We start from the raw sequence: 12,215 nt of genomic DNA, 5'->3' as shown, positions 1-12,215 counted from the left end.
GCGCCGCGGCACAGTCCATCCGGACCGCGAACGGTCCGACCGTGCGGGGGGCATCTCCAATTCTTGCGGGCACTTGGGCAGGCGGCAACGAGCATTTGGCGCCACTGCCTGAAATGAGCGGTAATGACGCTCATATCCCTGCCTTGATCCTGCCCATCCAGGGTCGCTCTGATACGTGGTCACGTCTGAACGGCGAGGACCAGCGGGAACACCCCTTCGGCCCCGGCCCTGCGCAGCAGCCGGGTGGCCACGGCCAACGTCCAGCCGGTGTCCGAGAGATCGTCGACGAGCAGGACGGGACCCGCCGCCGAGGTCAGGGCCTCGGCCAACTCCGGTGAGACGGCGAACGCTTCGTGCAGTGCCCGGACCCGCTGGGCGCTGTTGGTGCGGGAGATACGCGCCTCCTGCGCACCCGGCGCGTACTCGACCGTGCCCAGCAGCGGCATCCGGCCGACCTCGGAGATCCGGCTGCCCAGCGACCCCACGAGCTGCGGCTTGCTCCGCGAGGCGACGGTCACGACGCCCACCGGGCGCGGTGGTGCGTCGTCGAGCCCGGACGCCCAACCACCGGGCCCCTTGGCCCAGTCGGCGAGAACGCTCACCACGGCGTCCACCACGTCGCCGGGAACGGGGCCGTCCGGCGACTGGGGCGCCAGCATCGGACGCAGCCTGTTGCCCCACCCGATGTCCGAGAGCCGGCCGAGCGCCCGCCCCGGGAAGCTCCGCTCACCGGCGGGAACACGGCCCCTCAGGTCGATACCCACGGCGGTCAGCCCGGTCGGCCACATCTTGCGCGGCTCCACGTCCACGCCCGGCCTGCCCAACTCGCCCCGGGCGGAGTCCAGGGCACCCCCGGACACCTTGTCCGTGAACCGCGCTCCCGCGCAGTTGTCACATCGTCCGCACGGCGCGGCCTCCTCGTCGTCCAGTTGGAGCCGCAGGAACTCCATGCGGCAAGCCGTCGTCGTCGCGTAGTCCCGCATGGCCTGCTGCTCGGTCTCCCGCTGGCGTGCCACCCACGCGTACCGCTCCGCGTCGTACACCCAGGGCTGTCCGGTGCTGGTCCAGCCGCCCTTGACCCGGTGCACCGCGCCGTCCACGTCGAGCACCTTGAGCATCGTTTCCAGCCGGGTGCGCCGCAGCTCGACCAGCGGTTCGAGAGCGGGCAGCGAGAGGGGCCGGTCCGCCTGCGCCAGGACGTCGAGCGTGCGCCGGACGAGCTCCTCGGGCGGGAAGGCGACCGAGGCGAAGTACTTCCAGATGGCCTCGTCCTCCTTGCCGGGGAGCAGCAGCACCTCGGCGTGCTCGACTCCACGTCCCGCACGGCCCACCTGCTGGTAATAGGCGATGGGGGAGGAGGGGGAGCCGAGGTGGACGACGAATCCGAGGTCCGGCTTGTCGAATCCCATGCCCAGCGCGGACGTGGCGACCAGTGCCTTGACGCGGTTGGCGAGGAGATCCTCCTCGGCCTGCTGCCGGTCCGCGTTCTCCGTACGGCCCGTGTACGACGTGACGGTGTGACCGCACTGGCGCAGATAGGCCGTGACTTCCTCGGCCGCCGCGACCGTCAGGGTGTAGATGATCCCGGAGCCCGGAAGTTCGACCAGATGATCGGCCAGCCAGGCCAGCCGGTGCGCGGCGTCCGGGAGCCTGAGCACGTTGAGACTCAGACTCTCCCGGTCCAGCGCTCCGCGCAGCACGAGCGCGTCCGTCCCGGCGCCTGTGCCCAACTGCTCGGCGACATCGGCCGTCACCCGCGCGTTCGCCGTGGCGGTGGTGGCCAGCACCGGAACGCCGGACGGCAGCTCGGCGAGCATCGTGCGCAGCCTGCGGTAGTCGGGGCGGAAGTCGTGGCCCCAGTCGGAGATGCAGTGGGCCTCGTCCACCACCAACAGGCCGGTGGCCGCCGACAGGGCGGGCAGGACCTGGTCGCGGAAGTCGGGGTTGTTGAGCCGCTCGGGGCTGACCAGCAGCACATCGACCTCGCCGCCCGCCACCTCGGCCTGAATCGTTTCCCACTCCTCCGAGTTGGACGAATTGATCGTGCGCGCGCTGATGCCGGCGCGGGCGGCGGCCTCCACCTGGTTGCGCATCAGCGCCAGCAGCGGGGAGACGATCACCGTCGGACCGCTGCCCTGGGCGCGGAGCAGGGACGTCGCGACGAAATACACCGCGGACTTGCCCCAGCCCGTCCGCTGCACGACCAGCGCTCTGCGTTTGTCGGCGACGAGCGCCTCGATGGCCCGCCACTGGTCCTCGCGCAGGCGGGCAGCGCCGGTGGCGTCACCGACAAGACGGGCGAGGACGGAGTCGGCCGAGGCCCGGAGAGCTGCGCGGTCTGGGTTGGTCATGCCCCCATGCAACCTGATGGCCCGGACAAAGCGCGAATGCCGCAGTCAGCCTGTGGATAACGTTATCCACAGGGGTCGCGGGAATTTGGCATCCGCGGGACGGTCTAGCCATGAACAAGCACAGCGAACCCACCCGTCCCGCCGACGAGCAGCAGGTCACCCTGCGCAGCCCCGCGGAACTCGCCGATGCCCTGCCCTTTCTGATGGGCTTCCATCCATCCGACTCGGTCGTGCTCGTGGCGCTGCACGGCGATGAGGGCCGCTTCGGGGGCCGGCTGAGGCTCGGCATCCCCCGCGCGCCTCGCGAATGGGCGCCCGTCGCCGGACAACTCGCCGCGTGTCTGGTGGAGGGGAGCGCGCGGCGCGGGTCCCCTCCGGACGGGATCGTCGCCTTTCTCTGCCAGGACCCGCAGGACGGCGACACGGGCCGCGGCGTGCGCGACCGCCTGTATCCGCTCGCGCAATTGATCCGCACGAGCTTCGGTCGCCTCGACATCCCCGTGCGCGAGGTGCTCTGCATCTCCGACGGCCGTTTCTGGTCCTACTGCTGCCCGGACACGCGCTGCTGCCCGCCCGAGGGCAATCCGCTGGCGCTGCCCGGCACATCCGTGATGGCCGCGGCGTCCGCCTACGCGGGGATCCAAGTACGCGGATCCCTGCGGGAGATGGAGGCACGGCTGGAGCCCTGGCGCGGCTCGGCCGGGAGGGCGGCCGAGCAGGAACAGGCGCTGGACGAGGCCGCGGGCGCGCTGGTGCCGATGATCCTGGGCGGTGGCAATCGCGAGGAGGTGGGTGAGACCACTCTCCGAGCCGCCCGGGACCTGATGAACCGTCTGGGCCGGACACGGCCCGCCGCGCCGCGCAGGGAGGAGACGGGTCGGGTCGGCGCGGGCGCCGGCGGTGACACGGACGTCACGGACGACCGGCTCATCGCCGATGACGAGGCGGCGGCGGTCATCATCGGCCTCCAGGACCGGGAGACCCGCGATCGGGCGGCGCAGTGGATGGAGGGTCCCGACGCCGAGCCGGCGCTACGGCTCTGGCGGGCCCTGGCCCGCCGCTGCGTCGGCGCCTACTCCGAACACGCGGTCGCCCCGCTCACCCTGGCCGGCTGGGTCGCCTGGTCCTCGGGCGACGAGCCGGCGGCCCGGGTCGCGCTCGGACTCGCGCTGCGTCTCGACCCCTCGTACACCTTCGCCCAACTCCTTCACCAGGCGTTCAACGAAGGGCTGGACCCGGAGACACTGCGGCGCTGTATGCGCGCCCAGAACATCGCCGCGGTGGGGCAGCCCGCGACGAAGCGGCCCAAGAAGGCGGTGCGGCGGGCGGCGAGGAAGACGGCGGTCAAGAAGGCGACGCCCCGTACGGTGCCCTCTCAGAGGACCCGTCCCGCCACACCGGCGGCGCGGGGCCGGGCCGCCGGCCGCGGTGGGCAGCGTGGCACGAAGACCGGCAAATGAGAGCGGGGCGCGCGGCGCCTGCCCGGGTGCGACGAGATCCTGTCCGACGGTTCGTATCGCGGCTCCGCGACGCCGGATGCGGTACCTCGCGGCGTTGGCAGCGTTCTCGAAGGCATCCGAGTAAGGCCGGTTCATCCACCACCCCCGCGCCGATACTCCGCCTTGCCACGCACCGCACCGGACGCACCGGACGCGCTGCGGCCTGATCCGCGAAGATCCCCTCCGGACAGCCCTGGCGAGGAGGCGGAGGGGGAGCCACCTCGTCCGTGAGCCTTGCGGACGGTGCGTCCGCCCGGAAATCCGGCGCTGCTGCGGTCGCTCCTCGGTCATCTCCTTGCGACCGACGGCTGCCGCGGCGGTGGTCCGGCCCCGAGAAACACCGGGACCGGGGCGGCGCCCGCCTCCTGGTGTCTCCCACCCGGAGCCGGGCCGGGTCGCCTGGGTGCCCGGGGGTTCCCTCGCGGCATATACGCCGGGACGGGTGGTTGTTGGACTGGTCCCGGCCGAGGGGGTGGTGGCCCGACCTGAGGCCGGCGGTGCTCGTCGCGGAATCCACCGGGGGTCTGTCAGCGGCGTCCGCCCGCCGGGAGAGCGGCTGTTGGCTCGTCGGCGTGTGCGATCGCAGGGCGGCGGATCACTGTCGTACCAGGCGTACTTGGGCGCCTTCGGCAACGAGGCGGGCGTGTGTGTGGGGGGGGCGTCTCCCCGCCGGGCGGGGAGTGCCGGGAAACGGCCTCGGGTCGGTTGGCCTCGCGGCGCGGCGGAGCCGTCGTGCGGCGCCCGCGCGCTCATGGCGTCCGACGTACCTGGACCGGTGACCGCCCGGTGGCCTTCGTCGAACGGGTCGGCGTCCGAACCGGCGGAGCCGTCGGCAGGCGCCCGAGCGGTCATCGGCGCAGGTGGGCATCTGTCCCGGGCGCTATTCCCGGCGGCGGTGGCCGGCCGGACACCGCCGGTCCCGGGTGCACGGCCGGCGGGCTCCCTTCCGAGAGGCGAACGGTCGAGCGGGCGGTCGCCGATTTCGGGTGGGAAGAAGTCGGCGGACCTGACGGGAACGGGTGTTTATCGTCAGGCAGACGACTAAGATCACCGGCATGTCGCCCTACGACCCGTCGGCTTACCCCGCGTTCGCAGTCACCGTCGACCTGGTCGTGCTCACCGTGCGCCGCCACGCCCTGTGCGCGCTGGTCGTACGGCGGGGCGAGGTGCCCTTCCAGGGGCGCTGGGCGCTGCCCGGCGGCTTCGTCAAGATCGATGAGGATCTTGGTGCGGCGGCGGCGCGCGAGCTGGCCGAGGAGACGGGGCTGTGCGCGCACGACCCGGCGTCGCCCGCCCCCGCGAACGGCGCCCATCTCGAACAGCTCGCGACGTACGGCGACCCGGCGCGCGACCCCCGGATGAGGGTCGTCAGCGTGGCCCATCTCGCGCTCGCGCCCGACCTTCCCGCACCCCGCGCGGGCGGTGACGCCAACGGCGCGCGCTGGGCACCCGTGGACGCGCTGCTCGACCACGACGGCGGCTTCGGCCGGGACGGCGAACAGCCCGCGCCGCTCGCCTTCGACCACGCGCGCATTCTCGGCGACGGGGTGGAGCGGGCCCGTTCCAAGATCGAGTACTCCTCCCTGGCCACCGCCTTCTGCCCGGCGGAGTTCACGGTCGGCGAGTTGCGCCGGGTGTACGAAGCGGTGTGGGGCGTCGTGCTCGACCCCCGAAACTTCCATCGCAAGGTGACGGGCACCCCCGGCTTTCTGGTGCCGTCCGGCGGCACCACCACGCGGCAGGGCGGCCGGCCCGCCCAGTTGTTCCGGGCGGGCGGTGCCACCGTGCTCAACCCGCCGATGCTGCGCCCCGAGGTCTGAGCCCACCGCCGGACATCCACCGCCGGACATCCACCGCCGGACATCCACCGCCGGACATCACGCCTGACATCCACCGCCGGACATCACGCCTGACACCCGTCGTCACAGTCCTGCGCCTCAAGTCGGACATGTCGCGTTATCTTGCTGCGGTACCCATACTGCCGCCGAGCGGTCTCACCTCCCCGCGAGAGAAGCGATGCTCCAGGCCATCGGACTCACCAGCAGCCCCCACCGCGACCTCCCGCCCGCCGTGGACGATCTGACCTTCGAGGCCCGTGCCGGCGGCGTCACGGCGCTCCTCGGCGCTCAGGGAGCCGGCAAGACCACCGCCCTGCGGCTGATGCTCGAACTCGAATCCGGCCGCGGAATCACCTACTTCCGGGGCCGGCCGCTCCACCGCATCGCACACCCGGCCCGTGAGGTCGGCGTCCTGCTCGGTGATGTGCCGGGACACCCCGCGCGCACCACCCGGGGCCAGCTCCGCATGCTCTGCGCCGCCGCCGGAGTGCCCGCCGCACGCGCCGACGACCTGCTCGACCTGGTCGGCATCGGTGCCCTGCGTGACGAACCGCTGGGCACCCTCTCCCTCGGCATGGACCGCAGACTCGGCCTCGCCGCCGCCCTGTTGGGCGATCCGCACACACTCGTCCTCGATGATCCCGCCGCCGGACTCTCGCCCCGCGAGAACGGCTGGCTGCACGGACTGCTCCGGGCGCACGCGGCCCACGGCGGCACCGTTCTCTACACCACCAGTGATCCCAAAGAGGCGGCCCGCACCGCCGATCGCGTTGTCACCGTCCACGAAGGCCGCCTCGTCGCCGACCAGGACGCCGCCGACTTCGCCCGGACCCGGCTGCGCCCGCGCGTCGTCATCCGGACTCCGCACGCGGCCCGCCTCGCCGACGCCGTGAACCGCGAGGCGCGGGCGGACCGCCGCTCCGTCGAGGTCGTCACCGAGGCGGGCGGGCGGCTCACCGTCTTCGGCAGCGACTGCGCCGAGTTGGGCGAGACGGCCTTCCGGCACGGCATCCTCGTCCACCAACTCGCCGACGAGACCGGAGACACCGGCCCGACGCCCTCCGTGGCCCCGCCGTCCCCCTCAGAGGCGCGACGAGCGCCCTCGGGGCCTGGCACTGACCCCTTGCCACCCCCGCTGCCCGCGCGGCCCGTACGCAGCCCCCTGCGTCCGTTCCGGTACGAACTCCGCCGTTTCCTCGGAGTACGTACCCCTTGGCTGGTCACCGCCGCCGTCCTGGTCGCCTCCGTCGCTCTGGCCCTGCCGCTCGCCCGCACCGGCAACACCCCGCTGCCCGGCCTCCTCGCGGCCTGGCCCGGATTCCTCCCGCTGCCGCCCGCCGCCCTGGGCGCCGGCCTGCTCGGCGCGTTCGCCTTCGGCGACGAGTACCGCTATCCCGCGCTCGCCGCGGGACGCGGCACGGTGCCGCGCCGCCTCGGCCTGCTGCTGGCCAAACTCACCGTCACCGCCACGGCGGCCCTGCTGCTCGCGGCCCTTACCGTCGCCGTCGACGCGCAGGCGATGAGACTGGTGTACGGCGGTGGAACGGACGTGGTGCCCCCGGACTGGCCCGCGCTGGTGGCCAGTTGGGCCGGGCTGACCGTCGGCTGCGCCTGGTCGGGTCTCCTCGGGGCCGGCATCTTCCGGGTCACCGGCGCCGGTGTCGCCGCCGTACTGGCCGTACCGGTCGTCGTCGTCCCCCTCGTACAGAAGGGGCTCGCCGTTCCGTCGGCGCGTTCGATCGTCGGACTCCCGGGCAGACTGCGCGAACTGGCCTGGCCGCAATGGCCGGAGGCGGTCGACCGCTGGCTGGTGGCGACCGGTCGGGTCCTCGCGCAGCCCGTCGGCGCGGCGCTGACGCTGTCGTTGTCCGCCCTGCTCTGCGCGTATCTGTTCACGAGCCTTCGCCGCAGGGCCCGTTGGTGATCGCCGAGCGACCGGAGCTGTCGTACTGCCCATAACTCCCCGATTGCGCCTGCTTCTTTACGATAAGTCGTCAATCGAAGGGCGGGCGCCGATCACCCTTTCGTGTGCTTTTCACCAAAGACCTCAAGGGGCCGACGAGCGGCGCCGACAAAGGATGCGTGAGTACCCTTGCGCACACCATGATGACCGCCGCCCGCTCCGTCGAGTCCGGCCTCGCGGCCCCGGGCGGAATCGACCGCTACCCCTACGCGGAGGCGCCCGGCGCCGACCGCATTCCCGCCCCCGCGTGGGAGGGCGGGGACAACGAGCTGGGCCGGGTGGGCCGGCGCTCGGCGGGCAGCCGGGGCCGTGGACTGCACGGCCAACTCGTCCAGCAGCTCGGCCAGATGATCGTCTCGGGCGACCTGGGCGCCGACCGGCCGCTCGTGCCGGAGGAGATCGGACAGCGCTTCGAGGTCTCCCGCACGGTGGTCCGCGAGTCGCTGCGCGTCCTTGAGGCCAAGGGCCTCGTCAGTGCCCGTCCCAATGTCGGCACCCGGGTCCGGCCGGTCAGCGACTGGAATCTGCTGGACGCCGACATCATCGAATGGCGGGCGTTCGGCCCGCAGCGCGACGACCAGCGCCGCGAGCTGAGCGAGCTGCGCTGGACGATCGAGCCCCTCGCCGCGCGGCTCGCCGCCGGCCATGGCCGTGAGGACGTCCAGCAGAGGCTGGCCGACATGGTCGAGATCATGGGGCACGCCATCGCCCAGGGCGACTCGATCACGTTCTCGCGCGCCGACGCCGAATTCCACTCCCTGCTGATCCAGCTCGCGGGCAACCGGATGCTGGAGCACCTTTCGGGGATCGTCTCGGCGGCCCTCCAGGTCTCCGGCGGCCCCGTCACGGGCTGTGACCGCCCCACCGACGCGTCGCTGGCGCACCACGCGCGGATCGTCGAGGCCCTGGCCGCCGGCGACGCGCAGGCGGCGGAATCCGCCATGCGGCAGCTTCTGATGGTGCACCCGGAAGTGGAGCGCGTCGTTCCCGCGCCCCGCGAGCACTGAGGGTGCCATCGGGGTGCTGAGGGCGAGTCCCGCGGTGCCGAGCAGGAAAGTGAAGGTCAGGGCGGACGGGGCGGACGTCTCGCGTGCCGCCGGACCTGTGGGTCCGGCGGCACGCGACGGGGGATAAAACCCTTCCGGCCGTTTTGTCGCAAATGGGGTGTGACTCGGGCCACGTGGATTGGGCGTAACACTCCACGAGGCAGGGCGATGACCTAAGAGGTGATGGCCGCGGAGGGAATAGCGCCACGAGGAGTGGCGCTGTATCCAGCTCCGAGGTCCAGCCCGCGCCGTCGGCACATCCCCAGTCGACGGTCGTCGGTTCCGCCCCGATCCTGGGGGGAGCCGGAAGCCGTTTCCATCGTTCCGAGAGGTTGTTCGTGTCGGCCAGCACATCCCGTACGCTCCCGCCGGAGATCGCCGAGTCCGAGTCTGTGATGGCGCTCATCGAGCGGGGAAAGGCTGATGGGCAGATCGCCGGCGACGACGTGCGTCGGGCCTTCGAGGCTGACCAGATTCCGCCAACCCAGTGGAAGAATGTTCTGCGCAGCCTCAACCAGATCCTCGAGGAAGAGGGTGTGACGCTGATGGTCAGTGCCGCGGAGTCGCCGAAGCGCGCCCGCAAGAGCGTCGCTGCGAAGAGCCCGGCGAAGCGCACCGCCACCAAGACAGTCGCCGCCAAGACCGTCCATACGAAGACCGTCGCGGCCGCCGCCGCCCCGGCCGCCGAGACCGTCGAGTCCGCCTCCGACGAGACAGCCGCGCCCGCCAAGAAGGCGGCGGCCAAGAAGACCGTGGCCAAGAAGGCGGCGGCCAAGAAGACCGCTGTCAAGAAGGTCGCGGCGAAGAAGACCGCCGGCAAGAAGGACTCCGACGAGGCCGCCGACGGCGAGGAGACGGCCGAGGAGGTCCAGGCCGGCAAGGGCGAGGAGGAGGAGACCGAGGGCGAGAACAAGGGCTTCGTACTCTCCGACGACGACGAGGACGACGCGCCGGCCCAGCAGGTCGCCGTCGCGGGTGCCACCGCCGACCCGGTCAAGGACTACCTCAAGCAGATCGGCAAGGTCCCGCTCCTCAACGCCGAGCAGGAGGTCGAGCTCGCCAAGCGCATCGAGGCGGGCCTGTTCGCCGAGGACAAGCTGGCGAACGCCGACAAGCTCGCCCCCAAGCTCAAGCGCGAGCTGGAGATCATCGCCGAGGACGGGCGACGCGCCAAGAACCACCTGCTGGAGGCCAACCTCCGACTGGTGGTCTCGCTGGCCAAGCGTTACACCGGCCGCGGCATGCTCTTCCTGGACCTGATCCAGGAGGGCAACCTGGGTCTGATCCGCGCGGTCGAGAAGTTCGACTACACCAAGGGCTACAAGTTCTCCACGTACGCCACGTGGTGGATCCGCCAGGCGATCACCCGCGCCATGGCCGACCAGGCCCGCACCATCCGTATCCCGGTGCACATGGTCGAGGTCATCAACAAGCTCGCGCGTGTGCAGCGCCAGATGCTCCAGGACCTGGGCCGTGAGCCCACCCCGGAGGAGCTGGCCAAGGAGCTCGACATGACCCCCGAGAAGGTCATCGAGGTCCAGAAGTACGGTCGCGAGCCGATTTCGCTGCACACCCCGCTGGGCGAGGACGGGGACAGCGAGTTCGGTGACCTCATCGAGGACTCCGAGGCCGTCGTTCCGGCCGACGCGGTCAGCTTCACGCTTCTCCAGGAGCAGCTGCACTCGGTGCTCGACACGCTCTCCGAGCGTGAGGCCGGAGTGGTCTCCATGCGCTTCGGTCTCACCGACGGCCAGCCCAAGACGCTGGACGAGATCGGCAAGGTCTACGGCGTGACGCGTGAGCGCATTCGTCAGATCGAGTCCAAGACGATGTCGAAGCTCCGTCACCCGTCGCGTTCGCAGGTTCTGCGCGACTACCTGGACTAGGCCGGTTTCTCGCACGCGGCACAGCCCCTCCTGAGGGCCCGTATCCCGACCGGGACAGCGGGCCCTCAGGCGTTGCGGGGATGCGTTTGTCGGCTCAATGGGTGACTCTGTGTCAGTAGGAGTCACCGGATAGTCAGGAGCCTGTATGCGACGCCCTATTGCCCGAGTGCTCACGGGAGGACTGGCCACGATCGCCGCGGGGGCGGTGCTGCCGCTCGTGACCCCCGTACCGGCCGCCGCGGACCGGGTGGTCGTGGGCGGGGAGCCGGCGCCGGCGGCGGAGAGCCCCTGGGTCGTGGCACTGTCCAGCCGGGAGCGGTTCGGGGACACCCGGGCCGGCCAGTTCTGCGGGGGCGTGGTCGTGGCGCCGACGAAGGTGCTCACGGCCGCGCACTGCATGGGCCGGGACGTGCTCGGGGTGAAGCCCGAGGACGTGACGGACCTGCGGGTCATCGCGGGCCGGGAGGAGCTGCGCGGGAAGGGTGGCAAGGAGGTCCGGGTGGGTTCGGTGCGGATCGACCCGGCGTACGACCCGGCGACCCATGCCTCGGACCTCGCGGTGCTCACGCTGGCGCGGGCGCTGCCCGCGCGGTACGCGATCAGGCCCGCCGATCCGGGCGGGGAGGCGTCGGCTCCGGGCGCCGCGGCGAAGGTGTACGGCTGGGGCGACACCACCGGCGAGGGCAAATACGCCTCCGCGCTGCGCTCCGCCCCTGTGACGGTCCTGGCGGACTCGGAATGCGAGCGGGCCTATCCCGGGGGCTCGGGGGGTCGCTACGAGGCTTCCACGATGCTCTGCGCGGGTGATCCCCAGGGCGGGCACGACGCTTGCCAGGGTGACAGCGGCGGGCCGCTGGTGGCCCGTGGGCGGCTCATCGGGCTGGTCTCGTGGGGGAGCGGCTGCGGCAAGGCCGGCAGCCCCGGGGTCTATACGCGGATCAACTCGGCGGTCGACCAGGTGGCCGGGGCCACCGGGGCGCGCCGCACGCGCTGAGGCGCCGGGGACCCGTGCCGTACGCGGGAACGAGAACGGGCCGCCGTCCCGGTTGTACCGGGGTGGCGGCCCGTCGGCCGGTCCTGGATCGGCCCTTGGCTCGTCGTGGATGCGAGGTTTCAGTGTTCCTCTTCACCGGCGGCGGCCTGCACGGCCGTCAGTCGGTCGGTCTCATCCTGTATTTCCGCGGCGATCTTCTTGAGTTCCGGCTCGAACTTGCGTCCGTGGTGGGCGCAGAAGAGCAGTTCACCACCGCTGGTCAGGACGACGCGCAGATATGCCTGGGCGCCGCAGCGGTCGCAGCGGTCAGCGGCCGTCAGCGGGCTCGCGGGGGTCAGAACAGTAGTCACGTCGCCTCTTCTCTAGCTCGACGAGCTGTCGTACCAGGGTCAACATCCAACCAGGCCGAAAACGTTCCCGCTCGCGGCCTTTCCTCGAAACTTCTTCCCGAGGTGGCTGTCTGCTGCCGGTTGGCGGCGAATGAGCCGTATTGCTTCGCTTTACGGTTTCGCGTTGCTTGTCAGGGTCGATCCTCCCGGCTGGCTTGCCGGTCGTTCATGAGGACGTGCCCGGAGCCTAAATGGTTCATGCCTGGAAGGGAACGTGATGTGTGCTTCACTCCATCGAGGGATCGAACA

The 12,215-nt window shown here is 71.5% G+C and carries 8 protein-coding genes; 6 read left to right on the top strand and 2 right to left on the bottom strand.

What is annotated here, in order from left to right; genetic code table 11:
• Positions 1 to 179 precede the first annotated feature (179 nt).
• Positions 180 to 2,351, bottom strand: a complete 2,172-nt coding sequence (locus OG700_RS07995) for a RecQ family ATP-dependent DNA helicase (protein WP_405611012.1) — start codon at positions 2,349 to 2,351, stop codon at positions 180 to 182.
• A 110-nt stretch (positions 2,352 to 2,461) separates the two neighbouring features.
• Between OG700_RS07995 and OG700_RS07990 the strand changes: the two genes are divergently transcribed.
• The 6 genes from OG700_RS07990 (at position 2,462) to OG700_RS07965 (ending at position 11,577) form a co-directional block, all read left to right on the top strand.
• Positions 2,462 to 3,811, top strand: a complete 1,350-nt coding sequence (locus OG700_RS07990; RefSeq protein WP_405611009.1) for a DUF4192 domain-containing protein — start codon at positions 2,462 to 2,464, stop codon at positions 3,809 to 3,811.
• Positions 3,812 to 4,905: 1,094 nt separating this feature from the next.
• The gene (locus OG700_RS07985; RefSeq protein ID WP_405611006.1) at positions 4,906 to 5,670 is read left to right on the top strand and encodes an NUDIX hydrolase; all 765 of its coding nucleotides are present in this window, start codon (positions 4,906 to 4,908) and stop codon (positions 5,668 to 5,670) included.
• A gap of 196 nt (positions 5,671 to 5,866) precedes the next feature.
• Positions 5,867 to 7,612 (top strand): ATP-binding cassette domain-containing protein, encoded by a 1,746-nt coding sequence (locus tag OG700_RS07980; protein WP_405611003.1) that lies wholly within the window; start codon positions 5,867 to 5,869, stop codon positions 7,610 to 7,612.
• A gap of 158 nt (positions 7,613 to 7,770) precedes the next feature.
• Positions 7,771 to 8,658 carry a FadR/GntR family transcriptional regulator gene (locus tag OG700_RS07975; protein WP_405611000.1) on the top strand — a complete coding sequence of 296 codons (888 nt, stop codon included), beginning with the start codon at positions 7,771 to 7,773 and terminating at the stop codon, positions 8,656 to 8,658.
• 377 nt (positions 8,659 to 9,035) lie between these two features.
• Positions 9,036 to 10,583 carry an RNA polymerase sigma factor gene (locus tag OG700_RS07970; protein ID WP_405610997.1) on the top strand — a complete coding sequence of 516 codons (1,548 nt, stop codon included), beginning with the start codon at positions 9,036 to 9,038 and terminating at the stop codon, positions 10,581 to 10,583.
• A 145-nt stretch (positions 10,584 to 10,728) separates the two neighbouring features.
• Complete coding sequence (locus OG700_RS07965; protein WP_405610994.1) at positions 10,729 to 11,577, top strand: S1 family peptidase; 849 nt, start codon at positions 10,729 to 10,731, stop codon at positions 11,575 to 11,577.
• 119 nt (positions 11,578 to 11,696) lie between these two features.
• On the opposite strand, the gene OG700_RS07960 is transcribed toward OG700_RS07965, so the two are convergent.
• Positions 11,697 to 11,927, bottom strand: coding sequence for a hypothetical protein (locus tag OG700_RS07960; RefSeq protein WP_023538184.1), 231 nt, complete (start codon positions 11,925 to 11,927; stop codon positions 11,697 to 11,699).
• Between the last annotated feature and the right edge of the window lie 288 nt (positions 11,928 to 12,215).

The organism is Streptomyces sp. NBC_01508 (assembly GCF_045040315.1).
Classification (GTDB): Bacteria; Actinomycetota; Actinomycetes; order Streptomycetales; family Streptomycetaceae; genus Streptomyces.
The sequence above is the reverse complement of the archived record's forward strand: the minus strand, read 5'-3'. Positions and strand labels throughout refer to the sequence as shown.